This window comes from Clostridium sp. TJA032, assembly GCF_058310275.1.
In genome coordinates this window covers 72,828-90,716 of sequence record NZ_JBZEFB010000004.1, presented here as the reverse complement: position 1 = coordinate 90,716, position 17,889 = coordinate 72,828, and the positions used below count along the sequence as shown (strand labels likewise).

14 protein-coding genes, 1 riboswitch and 1 other annotated feature are annotated in these 17,889 nt (G+C 28.7%); of the genes, 10 read left to right on the top strand and 4 right to left on the bottom strand.

Annotated elements, in window-relative coordinates; genetic code table 11:
* Positions 1–103 precede the first annotated feature (103 nt).
* Positions 104–1,471 (top strand): MATE family efflux transporter, encoded by a 1,368-nt coding sequence (locus tag AC4FRL_RS09845; RefSeq protein WP_491140026.1) that lies wholly within the window; start codon positions 104–106, stop codon positions 1,469–1,471.
* Positions 1,472–1,510: 39 nt separating this feature from the next.
* On the opposite strand, the gene AC4FRL_RS09840 is transcribed toward AC4FRL_RS09845, so the two are convergent.
* Entirely contained in the window at positions 1,511–1,690 is a 180-nt protein-coding gene (locus AC4FRL_RS09840; RefSeq protein ID WP_491140025.1) for a hypothetical protein, read from the bottom strand.
* 113 nt (positions 1,691–1,803) lie between these two features.
* Here AC4FRL_RS09840 and AC4FRL_RS09835 point away from each other — a divergent pair, with 113 nt between their 5' ends.
* From AC4FRL_RS09835 to AC4FRL_RS09805, 7 genes are all read left to right on the top strand, one after another.
* Positions 1,804–2,382: a nucleoside recognition domain-containing protein gene (locus AC4FRL_RS09835; protein ID WP_491140024.1), complete on the top strand. Its 579-nt coding sequence runs from the start codon at positions 1,804–1,806 to the stop codon at positions 2,380–2,382.
* Between the two features lie 12 nt (positions 2,383–2,394).
* Positions 2,395–2,913 carry a spore maturation protein gene (locus AC4FRL_RS09830; RefSeq protein WP_491140023.1) on the top strand — a complete coding sequence of 173 codons (519 nt, stop codon included), beginning with the start codon at positions 2,395–2,397 and terminating at the stop codon, positions 2,911–2,913.
* 404 nt (positions 2,914–3,317) lie between these two features.
* Positions 3,318–5,915 carry a bifunctional acetaldehyde-CoA/alcohol dehydrogenase gene (gene adhE, locus AC4FRL_RS09825; RefSeq protein WP_491140022.1) on the top strand — a complete coding sequence of 866 codons (2,598 nt, stop codon included), beginning with the start codon at positions 3,318–3,320 and terminating at the stop codon, positions 5,913–5,915.
* A gap of 151 nt (positions 5,916–6,066) precedes the next feature.
* Positions 6,067–7,311 carry an aminopeptidase P family protein gene (locus AC4FRL_RS09820; RefSeq protein ID WP_491140021.1) on the top strand — a complete coding sequence of 415 codons (1,245 nt, stop codon included), beginning with the start codon at positions 6,067–6,069 and terminating at the stop codon, positions 7,309–7,311.
* A gap of 105 nt (positions 7,312–7,416) precedes the next feature.
* Positions 7,417–7,755: a phasin family protein gene (locus AC4FRL_RS09815; protein ID WP_491140020.1), complete on the top strand. Its 339-nt coding sequence runs from the start codon at positions 7,417–7,419 to the stop codon at positions 7,753–7,755.
* A 124-nt stretch (positions 7,756–7,879) separates the two neighbouring features.
* Entirely contained in the window at positions 7,880–9,493 is a 1,614-nt protein-coding gene (locus AC4FRL_RS09810) for an ABC1 kinase family protein (protein ID WP_491140019.1), read from the top strand.
* Between the two features lie 114 nt (positions 9,494–9,607).
* A riboswitch (Lysine riboswitch) is annotated at positions 9,608–9,781 on the top strand.
* Positions 9,782–9,941: 160 nt separating this feature from the next.
* Positions 9,942–11,660, top strand: coding sequence for a Na+/H+ antiporter NhaC family protein (locus AC4FRL_RS09805; RefSeq protein ID WP_491140018.1), 1,719 nt, complete (start codon positions 9,942–9,944; stop codon positions 11,658–11,660).
* An 83-nt stretch (positions 11,661–11,743) separates the two neighbouring features.
* Here AC4FRL_RS09805 and AC4FRL_RS09800 read toward each other — a convergent pair whose 3' ends face one another.
* Together AC4FRL_RS09800 and AC4FRL_RS09795 are read right to left on the bottom strand one after the other, a co-directional pair.
* Positions 11,744–12,253 (bottom strand): FUSC family protein, encoded by a 510-nt coding sequence (locus AC4FRL_RS09800; protein ID WP_491140017.1) that lies wholly within the window; start codon positions 12,251–12,253, stop codon positions 11,744–11,746.
* 48 nt (positions 12,254–12,301) lie between these two features.
* Positions 12,302–12,853 (bottom strand): FUSC family protein, encoded by a 552-nt coding sequence (locus tag AC4FRL_RS09795; RefSeq protein ID WP_491140015.1) that lies wholly within the window; start codon positions 12,851–12,853, stop codon positions 12,302–12,304.
* Positions 12,854–13,009: 156 nt separating this feature from the next.
* Positions 13,010–13,266, top strand: a binding site (T-box leader).
* A 78-nt stretch (positions 13,267–13,344) separates the two neighbouring features.
* On the opposite strand from AC4FRL_RS09795, the gene metG (AC4FRL_RS09790) reads away from it, so the two are divergent.
* Together metG (AC4FRL_RS09790) and metG (AC4FRL_RS09785) are read left to right on the top strand one after the other, a co-directional pair.
* Positions 13,345–15,282, top strand: coding sequence for a methionine--tRNA ligase (gene metG / locus AC4FRL_RS09790; protein WP_491140014.1), 1,938 nt, complete (start codon positions 13,345–13,347; stop codon positions 15,280–15,282).
* Between the two features lie 105 nt (positions 15,283–15,387).
* Complete coding sequence (metG, locus tag AC4FRL_RS09785) at positions 15,388–16,932, top strand: methionine--tRNA ligase (protein WP_491140013.1); 1,545 nt, start codon at positions 15,388–15,390, stop codon at positions 16,930–16,932.
* A gap of 262 nt (positions 16,933–17,194) precedes the next feature.
* On the opposite strand, the gene AC4FRL_RS09780 is transcribed toward metG (AC4FRL_RS09785), so the two are convergent.
* The gene (locus AC4FRL_RS09780) at positions 17,195–17,884 is read right to left on the bottom strand and encodes a Crp/Fnr family transcriptional regulator (protein ID WP_491140012.1); all 690 of its coding nucleotides are present in this window, start codon (positions 17,882–17,884) and stop codon (positions 17,195–17,197) included.
* Positions 17,885–17,889: the final 5 nt, after the last annotated feature.

Sequence of the window (17,889 nt, the reverse complement as noted above, 5' to 3'; positions counted from 1 at the left end):
GGTTTTTTTATTTTTTAAAATTAACTGACTAAAATTAAATAATTAATGTATAATAGATAAGTTAGTATATATTTAAGAAATATAGAATAAAGGAGGAAGGCTTATGAGAGATCAAAAATTACTAGGGGAAGAATCTGAAATAAAACTTTTAATAAAATACTCGGTACCAGCTATTATAGGTATGCTAGTTAATGCACTTTATAATATTGTTGATAGAATATTCATAGGACATATTCCTGGAGTTGGACCTATGGCCATTACTGGAGTGGCTATAACAATGCCTATTATGTCTATATTACTTGGGTTTGGAATGCTTATAGGAATTGGTGCAACAGCAAATATTTCTATAAAATTTGGTCAAAACAAAAGAAAAGATGCAGAGAAAATATTAGGAAATTCTATAGTTTTAGTAACAATAATTTCTTTAGTATTAACATTTATAGGAATAGCTTTTTCTGATAATATTTTAGGGTTATTTGGTGCTAGTGAAACTACAATTTTTTATGCAAAAGAGTATATAAATATAATACTTTTAGGAACTATATTTAATTTAATGTCCTTTTCACTATATAGTACAATAAGAGCTGATGGAAATCCTAAAATGTCTGCTGCAGTAATGATTTTAGGATGTATTATAAATGTAATATTAGATGCAGTTTTTATTTTTGTATTTGATTTTGGAATAAAGGGAGCAGCTTTAGCTACTGTAATATCTCAAATAATTACAACTTTAATAATGTTTTATTATTATACTTTAGGAAGTTCAAATTTAAAATTGAAGTTAGAAACTCTTAAATTAGACTGGCCTTTAGTTAAGATTATTTTAGCAATAGGTGTAGCGCCTTTTTCAATGCAAATGGCAGCTAGTGTAGTTCAAGTAATAGCAAATAATGCTTTAAGAACTTATGGTGGTGATTTGGCTATGGGAGCTATGGCGATAATATCATCAGTATCTATGATTTTCTTAATGCCTATATTCGGAATAAATCAAGGGTCTCAACCTATTATTGGATATAATTATGGAGCAAAGAAGTATGATAGAGCACAAAAAACAGTAAAGTTAGCAATGATAGCTGCAACAATAATACTAGTTTTAGGCGGAATATTAATTCAAGCTTTCCCATCTTTTGTTATTGGCTTATTTAATTCAGATCCTAAGCTTTTAGAGATAGGAGTTCCTGGTCTTAGAATTTACTTACTTATGATGCCAATCATAGGAATATCAATAGTTGGTTCTAACTATTTCCAATCAATAGGAAAGGCTAAGTTAGCTACTTTCTTAAGTTTATTAAGACAGGTTATATTATTAATACCCTTAACTTTAATTTTACCTAAGGTTGCTGGGTTAGGCTTAACAGGTGTTTGGTTAGCTGGAACAGTATCAGACTTCTTATCAACATTAATTACAGGAGCTTTTGTAATTAAAGAATTTAAAAAAGAAGATAATATAAAATCAGAAGCTATAAATTAAAAAAAGCTGAGTTTAGTAATTACTAAGCTCAGCTTTTTTTTATATAATACCTTCATCTTTTAATAAATCTTCAAGTTTTTTTACTTTCTCTGTTAGAGTAACGAATTTTTGCTTTAAATCATCTTTGCTTAAAGCATCTATTTGAACTTCAAGTTCTTCTACAGTTTTTAAAACTTCATCTATATCTTGTTGAGCTAACTTTAAATTATTTTCGTTCATATAAAAATTCTCCTTTGAAGTAAATTCGTTCTTTGTAGTTTTATGGTAACACTACTATTCTAACTATGCAAGGCATATATTATACAGAAATTACTTGTGATTTAGGAGGAGAGATGATTAATTATATATGGTTTGCAATTATAGCCTTAGGATTGATTTTTAGCATAATGACAGGCCAGGGAGAGTTGATTACAAAGGGGCTTACAGAATCTTCAGAAGGTGCAGTAAAGTTTATAATTTCACTAGTTGGAATTATGTGTTTTTGGTGTGGAGTAATGAAAATTGCAGAAAAAAGTGGACTAACTTCTAAGGTTGCAAAGTTATTAAATCCTATATTAAAAAGAATATTTAAGGAAAGTGCAGATAATGAAGAAGCAATGGGAGCTATTGTTATGAATTTAACGGCTAACATGTTTGGACTATCTAATGCAGCTACTCCTCTTGGGATTAAAGCTATGAGTGAATTAAATAAGATAAATAAAGAGAAAAAAGGAAGGGCTTCAAATGATATGGCCTTATTTTTAGTTATAAATGCTTCTTGTATTCAGTTAATTCCTTCAACAGTTATATCAATTAGAGCAGCAGCAGGTTCTAGTAATCCTGCTAGTATAATAGTTCCTGCTATTATATGTACCTTTATTGCTTGTTGTGTAGGAATTATGTGTTCAAAGATTTTACAAAGGTATTTTTAGGAGGAGAGAATTTTGTTTGCGAATAATATAGTTCCAATAATATTTCTTTTAATAATAGTTTATGGAATGTTTAAAGGGAGAAAGGTTTATGAATGGTTTATAGAAGGAGCAAAGGAAGGACTTATGGTATGCTTTAAAATCTTTCCAGCTTTATTAGCTATGATGATTGCTATAAGAATATTTAAGGATGCTAATTTACTTAATTATTTAAACAATCTTTTAGAACCTGTTGTATCTTTAATAGGTTTACCTAAGGATGTTGTTCCTTTAGTATTAATTAAACCTCTATCTGGAAGTGGAGCTTTAGGAGTTTATACAGAAATAATAAATACCTTTGGTCCAGATACTAGAGAGGGTTTAATTTCCTCTGTAATAATGGGTGGAACAGAAACAATATTTTATACAATAACAGTTTATTTTGGGGCTGTTGGAATAAAAAAAATAAGACACACTTTTTGGGCGGCTTTTATGGCAGATATAACAGCTATTATAATGGCAGTAATAATAGTAGGAATTTTCTTTGCTTTGTAATTTTTAAAAGTTAATTTTTTTTGAAAAGAGTTAACGAATAGTTTTTAATTTAAATATGAAAAGGCTATGTAAAGGATACAAAATATTACAGAAATCGTTTAACTAAAAAATAAAACTTTAAGGTTGATAAAAAAATCACAAAATAGTTAAAAAAATAACGAATTTTTGTCGAGAAAATGTAAAAAATGTTAAAAAAAGTCTAGATTTTTTTTGTTTATCATGATATTATAATCTCGTAAGGTTGGTAAAGAACTTGGAAAAGTAATTTATTACCTTTAAAAGCCAAAATAAATGAAAAAAAATTCTTAAATGGAATTTTATTAAAGTTAAAAACTTAACTAGTGCTTTTAATTAATTTTATATATTATGAAAATAAGACTAATCTATAAATGAGGTGGGTATCAATGAAAGTAACAAATGTAGATGAATTAATGCTTAGGTTAGAGAAAGTTAGAGCAGCTCAAAAAGAGTTTTCAAACTACTCTCAAGAGCAAGTGGATGAGATATTTAGACAAGCAGCTGTAGCGGCTAACAATGAAAGAATAAGATTAGCAAAAATGGCTGTTGAAGAATCAGGAATGGGAATAGTTGAAGATAAGGTTATAAAAAACCATTTTGCAGCTGAATATATATACAATAAATATAAAGATGAAAAAACTTGTGGAGTTATAGAAAAAGATGAGTCTTTTGGTATAACTAAAATAGCTGAGCCAATAGGTGTTGTAGCAGCAATAGTTCCTACTACAAACCCAACATCAACAGCTATATTTAAAGCTTTAATATCATTAAAGACTAGAAATGCTGTATTCTTTTCACCACATCCAAGAGCTAAAAATTCAACAATAGAAGCAGCTAGAGTTGTTTTAGAAGCAGCAGTTAAAGCTGGAGCTCCAAAGGATATAATAGGATGGATAGATGAGCCATCAGTTGAAATGTCACAAGTATTAATGTCAGAAGCTGATATTATATTAGCTACTGGTGGACCAGGAATGGTTAAAGCTGCTTATTCATCAGGAAAACCAGCAATCGGAGTTGGAGCAGGTAATACACCAGCTATAATAGATGAAACAGCACACATTAAAATGGCAGTAAACTCAATATTATTATCAAAAACTTTTGATAATGGAGTTATCTGTGCATCTGAGCAAACAGTATTAGTTGTTGATAAAGTTTATGATGAAGTAAGAAAAGAATTTGCTGATAGAGGAGCTTACTTCTTAAAAGATAAAGAGATAGATAAAGTAAGAAAAACAATTTTAATAAACGGTAATTTAAATGCTAACATAGTTGGTCAATCAGCATGGAAAATAGCTGATATGGCAGGTGTTAAGGTTCCAAAGGATACAAAAGTTTTAATTGGTGAAGTTGAATCAGTTGAATTAGAAGAACCATTCTCACATGAAAAATTATCACCAGTACTAGGAATGTATAGAGTTGCTAACTTTGATGAAGCTTTAGTTAAAGCTGAAAGATTAGTTGAACTTGGAGGATTTGGACATACTTCAGTTTTATATACTGACATAATGAAATCACAAGACAGAATTAAAAAATTCGGTGCAACTATGAAAACAGGTAGAACAATAATAAATATGCCATCAACTCAAGGAGCTATTGGAGATATCTACAACTTCAAGCTAGCACCATCATTAACATTAGGTTGTGGATCATGGGGTGGAAACTCAGTTTCAGAAAACGTTGGTCCTAAACATTTAATAAATGTTAAGAGTGTAGCTGAGAGGAGAGAAAATATGCTTTGGTTCAGAGTTCCAGAAAAAGTTTATTTCAAATATGGTGCTTTAGGAGTTGCTCTTAGAGAATTAAAAGATTTAAATAAGAAAAAAGTATTTATAGTAACAGACAACGTATTAGCAAGTTTAGGATATGTTGATAAAATAACAAGTGTTTTAGAAGAAATAGGTATAGATTTTAGAGTATTCTCAGAAGTTACTCCAGACCCAACTTTAGCTTGTGCTAAAAAAGGTGCTGAAGCAATGAGAAGTTACCAACCAGATGCAATCATAGCTCTTGGTGGAGGTTCACCAATGGATGCTGCTAAAATTATGTGGGTAATGTATGAACATCCAGAAGTTGCTTTTGAAGATTTAGCAATGAGATTTATGGATATAAGAAAGAGAGTTTACCCATTCCCAACTATGGGTCAAAAAGCTATGATGATTTCAGTTCCAACATCAGCTGGTACTGGTTCAGAAGTAACACCATTTGCTGTTATAACTGATGAACAATCAGGAGTAAAATATCCATTAGCAGATTATGAGTTAACTCCAGATATGGCTATTATAGATGCAGAACTTATGATGAATATGCCAAAAGGATTAACTGCTGCATCAGGTATAGATGCTTTAACTCATGCTTTAGAAGCTTACGTTTCAGTTTTAGCATCAGAATTTACAAATGGATTAGCTTTAGAAGCTATAAGATTAATATTTAAATATTTACCACAAGCTTATGCTGAAGGTACTACAAATATAAAAGCAAGAGAAAAAATGGCTCATGCTTCAACAATGGCTGGTATGGCATTCGCTAATGCATTCTTAGGAGTATGTCACTCAATGGCACACAAATTAGGATCAGAACACCATATAGCACATGGAGTTGCTAACGGAATCTTAATAGACCATGTAATAAGATTCAATGCTGTTGACAATCCAAGAAAACAAGCTGCATTCCCACAATACAAATATCCAAATGCTAAATGGAGATATGCAGTAATTGCTGACTACTTAGGATTAGGTGGAAAGAACGAAGAAGAAAAAGTTAATAACTTAATCAAAGCTATAGATAACCTTAAGAAAACAGTTGGAATCCCTGCAACAATAGCTGATTGTGGAGTTTCAAAAGAATCATTCTACGCTACATTAGAAAAAATGAGCGAAGATGCATTTGATGACCAATGTACAGGTGCAAACCCAAGATACCCATTAATAAGCGAAATTAAGCAAATGTACATCAATGCATTTGAAGGAAAAAAAGATAGAGTTTAATATATAGCTTTGAAATTAAGATAATAAAAAAATACCCTTTAGAATTTTTCTAAAGGGTATTTTTTTATTAAAATATAAATATGTATTATATGTTAAGATTTTCTATTCTAAATATGGTAAAATTTAATAAATAGGAATTGGAGGTATTAAAATGGATAAGAAAGTTTTTATTAAAAACAGAGAAAATTTATTAAAAAAATTAGATAATAATTCCTTAGTGGTTTTATTTGCTGGTAATGCAGTAAGAAAGACTGCTGATGAATATTTTCAATTTACTCCTAACAGAAATTTTTATTATTTAACAGGAATAGATGAGGAAAATCACATATTGATGATTAAAAAAATTAATGGGGTTACTGAAGAAGTATTATATATTTTAAGACCTAATTTAGAGCAAGAAAGATGGACTGGAAAAACTATTAGGGATTATGAAGCTAAAGAAGTTTCAGGAGTTTGTAATGTTAAATATTTAGAGGATTTTAAAGAAGATTTAAATGTAATATTTACGAATGGAATTTCAGAAAAGCTTTATTTAGATTTAGAAAGAGTATCTTTTGAGGAGGAAGTTAGTAAAAGTCAAAGCTTTGCAAAGGAAGTTAGAGAAAGATATCCTCAAGTAATTGTTAAAGATGTTTATGCTGATATAGCTTCATTAAGACAAATTAAATGTAAAGAAGAAGTAGAAGAAATTAAAAAGGCAGCACATATAACAGCTAAGGGTGTAGAACTTTTAATGAAAGAATGTAAGCCAGGAATGAAGGAATATGAATTAGAAGCTTATTTTGATTTTTACTTAAAACAAAATGGAGTAAAGGATTATGCTTTTAAAACTATAGCAGCAGCAGGAGTAAATGCAGCAACTCTTCATTATGTTGATAATAATAGTGAGATAAAGGATGGAGATTTAATTCTTTTTGATTTAGGTGCTCAAGTAAATTATTATAATGGTGATATTTCTAGAACATTCCCTGCAAATGGAAAGTTTACTAAAAGACAAAGAGAAGTTTATGAAGAAGTTTTAAAGGTAAATGAAGAAATAATAAATTCAATAAGACCAGGAGTTGGTTTTTATGAAATTAACAATAAGGCAAATGAACTTTTAGCTGAAGCCTGTGTAAGATTAGGTCTTATAGAGGATAAAAAAGATTACAGAAAATATTACTTCCATTCAATAGGACATAGTTTAGGACTTGACACTCATGATGTTGGTAGAAGAGATATAATTCTTGAGGAAGGAATGGTTTATACAGTAGAGCCAGGATTATATATTGAGGAAGAAGCTATAGGAATAAGAATTGAAGACGATGTATTAGTTACTAAAGATGGTTGTGAGGTTCTAACAAAGGAATGTATAAAATCTGTAGAAGATATAGAAAAATTTATGAGCAGAAAATAGTTTTAGAATTAACAGTATGTTAAGAATAATAAACTTTAAATTTAAAGAAATTAAGAGTAAAATGTAATAAACTAAAAAGTAGACTATGTTTTAGGAGATGATTTCATGATGAACGAATTAAAAAAAGTTATATTAGCAGGGATAGGAACTGCAGCTACTGCTTATGAAAAAACAGATTCTTTTGTACAAGATATGGTTGCTAAAGGTAAAATAACTGTGGAAGATGGAAAAATTTTATCAGAAGAGTTAAAAAGAGATGTACAGGCAAAAACTAGTCAAGCAACAAGTGAAATAATAAACAAGTTAGATAGTATGCATCCTTTAACAAAGGAAGAATTTATGACAATGTTTGAAGAAGCTAATAAAGAAAACTTAAAAGAAATACATGAATTAAAAGAGAGAGTTAAAAAATTAGAAGCTAAGTTAAAAGAAGAAAATATTTAATTTAATAAAAAAACTCTACAAGATAATGAAGGGTAGAATTTAAAGCTATATTAAGTAGCTAAGAGGATTAGGCTTTTCAGTTCCTTGTAGGGTTTTTATAATTTTTAATTAGGAGGTGAATTTTATGAGCAAGGGAGAAAGTGCAAAAAGGTTAAAGGAAATAATTAAGGTTTTTACTAACTATGGTTTTGATTATTTGCTTTCATCAAAACTTCCAAATAGTAAATTTGTAGAACCAGGACCACAAGCACTTAGAGAGGCTTTAGAAGAGCTAGGAGCAACCTTTGTTAAAATTGGACAGATACTTAGCACAAGACCAGATTTACTTCCTAAAGCTTATATAGATGAATTAGAAAAATTACAAGATAGCAATGAAATAACAGAGTTTAGTAAGGTTAAAGAGGTTTTTCATGACTCCTTTGGAACAGATATTAGTACATATTTTTTAGAATTTAGTGAAAAGCCCTTAGCATCTGCTTCTATAGCACAGGTACATAGAGCTAAGTTAATGGATGGAAGAGATGTAGTAGTTAAAGTTCAGCATTATAAAATTGATGAAAAAATGAAATTAGATTTAAATATATTAAGAAAGCTTAGTAAATTAACAGCACATCATTTTGCTAACACTTTAATTAATCCTATTGAAGCTTTTGATGAAATTGAGGATGCAACTTTAAAAGAGTTGGATTTTAAAAAGGAAGCCTATAATACAAAAAAGTTTAGAGAGCTTAATAAAAATGTAGCTTGTGTTGAAGCACCTATAGTTATTGATGAGCTAACCTCTGAAAAAATTCTTACTATGGAATATATAGATGGTTTTAAGATTACAGACCTTAAAGTTTTAAAAGAAAATGGTTATGATGTTTATGATGTAGCGGATAAATTAGCAAATTCTTTCTTTAAGCAGATTTTTGAAGATGGATTTTTTCATGGAGACCCTCATCCTGGTAATTTATTTATAAAAGAAGGAAAGATTTGTTATATAGATTTTGGATTAGTTGGAACATTAGAATCAAATTTAAAAAATTGGTTAAACAAGGCAATGATAGCTATGGTTTTAAATGATATAGATACCTTAGTTGATTTTGTAAATATAATAGGCATAAAAAAAGGAAAAGTAGATTATTCAGTACTATATGATGACTTGAAAAATATAGTAGCTAAATATATAAATGCTTCTTTAAAGTCAATAAAAATATCTGATGTTCTTAAGGAAATATTTGAAATTGCAGAAAGAAACAATATACAGTTTCCAAAGGAGTTAGTAACTTTAGTTAGGTCAACAGTTATATTAGAGGGAGTTATAGCTAAAATAGACCCTGATTTAGAAATAATGGAATGTATATATCCTTATGTTAGAGAAAAAAACAAAGAAGAAATTTTAAAAAGTTTAACTAAAGATAAATTAATGGCTGATGCATATAAATTTGTTTCAAAAAGTATTGAAGTACCAGATAAATTTTCAGAGCTTGTAGACAGTTTAACTAAGGGAAGGGCTAAGTTACAACTTCAGATGAAGGATGCAGAAAAGCCTTTAGCTGATTTAAATAAAATGGTCAATAGAATAGCTTTTGCCTTAATAGTTGGTTGTATGATAATTGGTTCTTCTTTAGTTGTAAATGCAAAAATAGGACCTACTTTTCAAGGAGTTCCTATTTTAGGATTAATAGGTTTTATAGTAGCTGGAGTTTTTGGATTTTGGTTACTAGTATCTATAATAAGATCTGGATTTTTTTAATAAAAAGAGACTTTTTTTAATAAACAGTTAATAAACTTATTAAATGCTTGAAAGAATTAAGGTTATACTGTATAAATGTATACAAATATAACAAGTTAAAAGTGAATTATTTAATGAAGATGTAGAGGTGCGAGAATCAAGATTACTAAAATGGAGTTTAAGTGATGTTGAAGTTTTAGGAAAGGGATTATCGCCGAAGTTTTTAGCTGATACTTTAAAGCTAAATGCTGGGTTTGTATAGAATATATACAAAACTGTCACATAAAAATGTGGAGAGCTATCATCTTAGGGAATTAAACAAACAAAAATTTATTTGAAAAAGTAATTTTATTGAACGTTGAGACCTTAGGTTGATTAAGCCTAAGGTCTTTTTTTATAAATTCTATGATAAAAATAAGGGAAAGCCTCTATAAATTAATTCACTTTATAATTTAAAGGAGGATTTTTTATGAAAAACAAAACTAGATTTAAAGTTTTTCTAGCGGTTTTTGTCATGACAATGCTATGTTCAACTTTAGTTTTTGCTTCTGAGGAAGTAGCAGCAGCAAATTCAGCTAAATTTGGAATGTGGACAATATTACCACCTATAGTATCAATTGTTCTAGCATTTTTAACTAAGAATGTTGTTGTCTCGTTGTTTATAGGAACAATAACAGGATGTATAATGCTTCAATTAAATGGAACTAATATACTTGGTGCCTTAGTTCAAGGATTTATTGATTTTACTTACAGAGCTTTAAATTCCTTAGCAGACCCTTGGAATGCAGGAATAATACTTCAAGTTTTAGTTATTGGAGGAGTTATTCATTTAGTAGCTAAAATGGGAGGTGCAAAGGCTATAGCAGAGGCTTTAGCAAGAAAGGCTAAAACAGTTAAAAGTGCTCAACTTACTACTTGGCTTTTAGGATTAGCAGTTTTCTTTGATGATTATGCAAACTCTTTAATAGTAGGACCTATAATGAGACCAGTTACAGATAAATTAGGAGTTTCAAGAGAAAAATTAGCCTTTGTAATAGATGCAACAGCAGCACCTATTGCAGGATTAGCAATAATATCAACTTGGATAGGATTAGAAGTTGGACTAATAGGAGATTCATTAAAAACAGTTGGAATAGAGACTGATGGTTTTGGAGTTTTTTTAGAAACTATACCTTATAGATTTTATAATATATTAATTTTAGCTTTTGTTGTTATATCGGCTATAACTTTAAGAGAATTTGGACCTATGCTTAAAGCAGAGAGAAGGGCTAGAAGAGGAGAAGTTTCACCAAAGGTTACAGAGGTATCTTCAGAAAGTGAAGATTTAGAACCTATAAAAGGAATTAAGTTAAGCATATGGAATGCAATAATTCCTATTGGAGTTTTAATTATTTCCTCCTTAGTAGGATTTTATTATAGTGGATGGATAACCGTAATGGGAGGAGAAGATTTAGCAATTATAGAGATAATGAATAATGCACCTTTTAGCTTTGCTAGCATACAAGCAGCTTTCTCTAATGCTGATGCATCTATAGTTTTATTCCAATCAGCTTTATTAGCAACTATAGTAGCACTTTTAATGGGAGTTGGTAAAAAAATATTTACAATATCAGAAGGTATTGGTATTTGGATTGAAGGCATGAAAGGTCTTTTAATAACAGGAGTAATTCTTATTTTAGCTTGGTCTTTAAGTTCTGTAATTAAGGAATTAGGAACTGCATCCTATTTAGTAGGTGTTTTATCTGATGCTATTCCAGGATTTTTATTACCATCTATTATATTTATACTAGGTTCTATAATAGCTTTTGCTACGGGAACAGCTTATGGAACTATGGGGATTTTAATGCCTCTTGCAATACCTTTAGCTTTTGCAATAAATCCAGAGTGGAATTTTGTTATTGTAAGCACTTCAGCAGTTTTAACTGGAGCTATTTTTGGAGATCATTGTTCTCCAATTTCAGATACTACAATACTTTCTTCTACAGGTGCAGGATGTGACCATATAGAACACGTTAGAACACAGATATGGTATTCTGTTTTTGTAGGAATTGTAACTGTTGTATTTGGTTATATTCCAGCTGGATTAGGGTTAAGTATTTTCATAATACTTCCATTATCTTTAGTAGCATTATTTGTACTAACTATGATATTTGGTAAAAAGGTAGATGAAAGAGTAGTTAGTAGCTAAATTTAAAAATAATAAGGAATAAAATCTTATTAAGATTTTATTCCTTATTTTTGTTTTATAAAAGTTTATTATATAAAAAATTATTAACTTTTTTTTTCTTCTTCTTTCTTTTGATATGGGAAAATAAGTCTATTAATTACAATAGCTATTATTACTCCAATAAAGGTATCAATGATTCTATTGAAAGCATATTCATAAGAACCAAGACCATTTAAGTTGGTCATTATTGCAAATACTACTATACATGAACTATTTATAGCTCCCTTACAATTAAACAGTATGCATAGGTATATTGCTAAAGTTGTACCAACTGCCGTTAAAAAGGCGTATATAAGAAAGTGTGTAAAAGAAAAGTAGTTACAAATTGTAGTTAGTATTAAGCCAACTATAGCACCTAAAAATGTTCCAAGCATTCTGTTTTTACCCATTTTATAAGAGTTTTCAACAGTATCTTGCATACACATCATAGAAGCTATACAGGCAAAAAATGCGCTAGAGCGACCTAATAAATGAAAAACTATTATGCATGTAAATACAGCAAGAGAAGTTTTTAGGTTTCTAGCGCCTATAGTTTGCAGGTTAAATTTAAACAAACAATTTCCTCCTATAAATTTTAGTGTTTTTATTTCCCTCAAAATTAATTATATCTTTTTTATATTTTTTTCTATTTCAGATATCTTATTTTCAACATTTTCTAAATCACTTTTTACTTTATTTTCATATTTATATATATACTTATTTATTAATAGAGCTATTATTATACCTATAAAGGTATCTATGATTCTATCTATGGCATAAGCATAAGGTGCTTTACCATGTAAATTAGTCATAATAGCTATTAATACTATACAGGCTATAGAAACAGAACCTTTTTTGTTAAAGGCATTGAGTAAATATATTGTTACAACTATACCTATTCCTGTTATTATTCCAGGAAATTTTATTAACCTAAGGTTTAAGGCTAAAAATGTTAGAGTAAGACCAACTAATCCTCCTGTTATAGTCCCAATCATTCTGCTTTTTCCCATTTTATAAGAGTTTTCAACTGTATCTTTCATACATATTACAGCAGCAATACAAGCATAAAATGGATATTCCCTATGTATTAATTCAAATAAGCCTATACATAAAGTTACAGCTAAAGCGGTCTTTAAATTTCTTGCACCTACTTTAGGCAGAGTTAAGCCTTTCATTAAAATAATACCTCCCTGACAAATTATGATTATTTATAGATAGTATATAACATTTTTATATTAATACAAATTATGTCTTTAAAAGAATTTTAAAGAATTATAAAATAAAAACGATTGACATTAATACAAAATTAATCATATAATTAAAATTAAGTAATAAATGCAATGAAGAGAAGAGTAATAAGGAAATAATACATAAAAAGAGAGCTGGGGTAGGTGAAAGCCAGAGGTATTAATCTTTATGAAGATGGACTTGGAGCAGACTTTTTGAGAATTTTTATTTTAGAAAAGTACGGGAGCAACCGTTACATTGCAGAGTAATAAAATAAGTTAAACTTAGGAGTTACTTGACGAGATATTTATGGCGACATAAGTATGAATTAGAGTGGTATCGCGTAATTAACGCCTCTATGGGATTATCCATAGAGGCTTTTTATATTTTAGAAATTTTTGGAAACAATAATAAGTAATAATTTAAGGAGGAAAAAATAATGTGTAAAAAACCATATTATATTACAACGCCTATTTATTATCCATCAACAAACCTACACATAGGTAACACTTATACAACTGTAGCAGCTGATGCTATAGCTAGATTTAAAAGACTTACAGGTCATGAAGTAATGTTCTTAACAGGAACTGATGAGCATGGTCAAAAAATAGAAAGAATAGCTAATGAAAAAGGAATTACTCCAAAGGAACATGTTGACGAAATAGTTGCAGGTATTAAAGACCTTTGGAAAATGATGAATATAAATTATGATAAATTTATAAGAACAACTGATGATTATCATGTTAAAGCAGTTCAAAAGATATTTAAAAAATTATATGACCAAGGCGACATATATAAAGATTCTTATGAAGGACTTTATTGCACTCCATGTGAATCATTTTGGACAGAAACTCAATTAGTAAATGGTAATTGTCCAGACTGTGGAAGACCAGTTGAAAAAGCTAAAGAGGAAGCTTATTTCTTTAAAATGAGTAAATATGCTGATAGATTAATTAAGTATATAGAAGAACATCCAGAGTTTATTCAACCAGAATCAAGAAAAAATGAGATGTTAAATAACTTCTTAAAACCAGGCTTACAAGACCTTTGTGTTTCAAGAACAAGTTTTACTTGGGGAATTCCTGTAAGTTTTGATGAAAAACATGTTATATATGTTTGGATAGATGCATTATCAAACTACATAACTGCTCTAGGATATGGTCAAGAAAATCAAGAGTTATTTAAAAAGTTCTGGCCAGCTGATGTTCATTTAATAGGAAAAGATATTTTAAGATTCCATACAATTTATTGGCCAATAATGTTAATGGCTTTAGGTTTAGAGTTACCTAAACAAGTATTTGGTCATGGATGGTTACTTGTTGATGGAGGAAAAATGTCAAAGTCAAAGGGAAATGTTGTTGACCCAGTAGTTTTAGTTAATATGTTTGGTGCTGATGCTGTAAGATATTACTTATTAAGAGAAATACCATTTGGTTCAGATGGATTATTTAATAATGAAATATTCATAAAGAAAGTAAATACAGATTTAGCTAATGATTTAGGAAACTTATTATCAAGAACTATAGCTATGGTTTATAAATATTTTGATGGAGTTATTCAAGCACCAACATGTAAAGAACCTATTGATGATGAATTAATAAATTTAGCATTAGCTACTCCAGGAAAAGTTGAATCTAGTATAGAAGCATTAAAAATTCCAGAAGCTTTAGAAAGTATATGGACTTTAATTGGAAGAGCTAATAAATATATAGATGAAACAACACCTTGGATACTTGCTAAAGATGAGGATAAAAAAGAAAGATTAGGAACAGTTTTATATAATTTATTAGAAACTTTAAGATTTGTTTCAGTTATGATTTCACCATTCTTAACAGAAACAAGTGAAAAAATAGATGCTCAATTAAATACTAAGGTTACAACTTGGGATAGTTTAAAAGAGTTTAATGGAACAGTTCCAGGAGATAAAGTTGTTAAGGGTGATGTTATATTCCCAAGAATAGATGTGGAAGAAAAATTAGCAGAGCTTGAGGCTTTAAAACCAGCACCAGTAAAGGCAGAAAATGAAGAATTAGTTAAAAATCCAATAAAAGAGGAGATAACTATAGAAGACTTTGACAAAATTGATTTAAGAGTTGTTAAAGTTTTAGAGTGTGAACCAGTTAAAAAGGCTAAAAAGTTATTAAAACTTAAAGTTGATTTAGGTGGAGAAGAAAGACAGGTTATTTCAGGAATAGCACAACACTATAAACCAGAAGAGTTAGTTGGAAAATATGTTGTGTTAGTTGCTAACTTAAAACCAGTTAAATTAAGAGGAGAATTATCTCAAGGAATGATACTTGCAGCAGCACCTTCAGATGATTCAGAACTTTTATTAGTAAATCCAGGTGAATTACCAACAGGAAGTCAAGTAAGATAATTAATATTAAGGGCTCTTATATTCATAGTTTATAGAATATAGGAGCCCTTTTGTAATATAATTTTATAAAGACAATTTATAAAGAGATTTTGTGGGAGGATAATAATGAAAGTAATTATAGGTAATGCATGGCCTTATGCAAATGGACCACTTCACATAGGTAGAGTATCCTCTTGGATTGGGGGAGATATCTTAGCTAGATATCATAGAGTTAAAGGTGATGAGGTTATTTTTGTATCAGGTTCTGACTGTCATGGAGCACCAGTTTTAAATAGAGCAAAGGAACTTAATGAAAAGCCTGAGGAACTTATAAATAAATATCATAAAGAATTTTCTAAATGTTTTAGGGAATTAGGCTTTTCATTTGATATATTTTCAAGAACTGATAGTGAATATCATGAGGAGCAAGTAAAAAATATAATAAAAACAATTTATAATAAGGGCTTTATATATGAAAAGGAAACAGAGGAATTTTATTGTAAAAACTGCTTAGAAGATTTTGATGATTTGAAATTTAATAATGGAATTTGTATTAAATGTAGTGGAGAGGTTTTACATAAAGTTTCTAAAAATCTATATTTTAAATTATCTTATTTTCAAAATTATATTAATAATTTGGTAAAGGGAGAGGAAGCTTGGAGAGAAAATGCTATTAAAATAACTAATAGACATTTAGAAGGAGGACTTAGAGATAAAGTTTTAACAAAGGAGATTAACTGGGGAATAGAAATTCCTATAGAGGGGTTTTCTGATAAAAGACTATATGTATGGGTTGATGCTCTTTTAGCTTATCTTACTTCATCTAAAAAAATAATAGAAGAGAGAAAAGAAAGTTTAGAAGATTATTGGAACAATGAAGAAAGTAGAATTTATTTGGTTCATGGAAAAGAAAATATTCCTTTTCATACAACGATGTTTCCATCACTATTATGTTCTTTAGGTCTTAATAAAAGTAAAATTAGAATTTTTTCTTCTGAATACTTAACTTTAGAAGGAAAGCCTTTTTCTACTAATAGAAATTGGGCTATATGGATGCCTTATATATTAAAAAAATATGATAAAGATTTGATTAGATATTATTTGATAAGTAGAGGAGCAGAGGAGAAAAACTCAGATTTTACATGGAGAGATTTTATAAAAGCAAATAATACAGAGTTAGCAGGAGTTCTTGGTAATTTTGTTTATAAAGTTTCAAACTTTATATATAAAAACTTTAATGGTCAAATAAGAGGACAAGATATTCCACTTCAATGGAAGAATTTAATAAGAAGAACCTATGCTTCTGTTGGGAATAAGTTTGAAAATGGTGAATTTAAAGCCGGTACAGAAGAAATTTTTACATTAATAAAGCAGGGAAATGAATTATTAGATAAAAATAATGTTTGGGAACTTTTAAAAAAAGATAAGAAGGAATGTGAAAGAATTATTTACATCGCTTCTCAAATATTAGTAGCACTTATAGATTTATTAAATCCAATTCTTCCGTTTACTTCAAAGAAAATAAGTAATATTTTAAATATAAAGGAGCTTAAATGGAGCTTTTTAGAAAAAAATAAAATTAATATAAATAAAGCAGAATTTTTATTTGAAAAAATAGATAAAAGAGCTGCAATAAATGAATTAAATAGGCTTAAAAAGAGAAAAAATTAAAAATAAACCTAGTTTCTAAATTTTTAGAAACTAGGTTTATTTTTAAATCTTAAGGTTTAAGGTTAGGAATTATTATATAGAAATTTTTTAAATTAATTAAACTTAATAGCCCTTGATATTTGCGTAAGGGGGACAAACTATTCAAGGGCCATTTAAGGGGTAAAATTAAATTAGTGTTTTAGCTACGTTACAATTATTATATTAAGGTTCTTATGTGGCATTTATGTGTCAAAAAGTGTACAAAAATATTAACTTTATAATTTTATTTTAAATTTAATTTAAGTTCCTCTAAGTTTTTTATTTCTATTATATTTTTTGAAAAGTCTATTAAACCTGAATTTCTCATTTTAATAAGTTCTCTAGATAAAGAAGGTCTTTGAATACCTAGCTTTTCTGCCCAATCTTTTCTAGAAAAATCTAAGTGTATTATTAAGGAGTTGTCCTTTTCATATCTTTTTATAAGATATTCACAAATCATTTCCCTTATTGATTTCATTGAAACTTCTTTAAGTTTTGAACTTAAGTTAAGAGCTTTATTTGAAAGTATTCTTAAAAGCTCTTTTAGAAAAAACTCCTTTGAATGACAAAGTTCATATATGTATGATTTTTTTATATGCAATACCTTAGAGGCTTCCTTTGATAATACAGACATAGGATAGTTATTTTTATCACCAAAGAGAAGATTTTCTCCAAAGACATTTCCTTTATTTAAATTAGAAACCACAAGAAGATTTCCTTTAACATCTAATTTTTGAATTTCTATTTTCCCTTTTAAAATAACACTTAAAAAATTACAGTGTTCTCCCTCTGAAAATAATAAGTCATTTTTTAAATAAGATTTTATAAAAACATCTCTAGAATTTAATAAATTTTGAATATCATAATCAGTAAATTGAGAAAATAGCGAACATTTTTTTATATCATTAATTATGTTGAAATCTATTTTATTCACCACCT

Excerpts from the sequence above, each read along its gene's own strand:
- AC4FRL_RS09820 (WP_491140021.1), top strand. The coding sequence starts at position 6,067 with ATGGATAAGAAAGTTTTTATTAAAAACAGAGAAAATTTATTAAAAAAA.
- AC4FRL_RS09835 (WP_491140024.1), top strand. The coding sequence starts at position 1,804 with ATGATTAATTATATATGGTTTGCAATTATAGCCTTAGGATTGATTTTT.
- AC4FRL_RS09805 (WP_491140018.1), top strand. The coding sequence starts at position 9,942 with ATGAAAAACAAAACTAGATTTAAAGTTTTTCTAGCGGTTTTTGTCATG.
- metG (WP_491140014.1), top strand. The coding sequence starts at position 13,345 with ATGTGTAAAAAACCATATTATATTACAACGCCTATTTATTATCCATCA.
- adhE (WP_491140022.1), top strand. The coding sequence starts at position 3,318 with ATGAAAGTAACAAATGTAGATGAATTAATGCTTAGGTTAGAGAAAGTT.
- AC4FRL_RS09795 (WP_491140015.1), bottom strand. The coding sequence starts at position 12,853 with ATGAAAGGCTTAACTCTGCCTAAAGTAGGTGCAAGAAATTTAAAGACC.
- AC4FRL_RS09840 (WP_491140025.1), bottom strand. The coding sequence starts at position 1,690 with ATGAACGAAAATAATTTAAAGTTAGCTCAACAAGATATAGATGAAGTT.
- AC4FRL_RS09845 (WP_491140026.1), top strand. The coding sequence starts at position 104 with ATGAGAGATCAAAAATTACTAGGGGAAGAATCTGAAATAAAACTTTTA.
- AC4FRL_RS09810 (WP_491140019.1), top strand. The coding sequence starts at position 7,880 with ATGAGCAAGGGAGAAAGTGCAAAAAGGTTAAAGGAAATAATTAAGGTT.
- AC4FRL_RS09815 (WP_491140020.1), top strand. The coding sequence starts at position 7,417 with ATGATGAACGAATTAAAAAAAGTTATATTAGCAGGGATAGGAACTGCA.
- metG (WP_491140013.1), top strand. The coding sequence starts at position 15,388 with ATGAAAGTAATTATAGGTAATGCATGGCCTTATGCAAATGGACCACTT.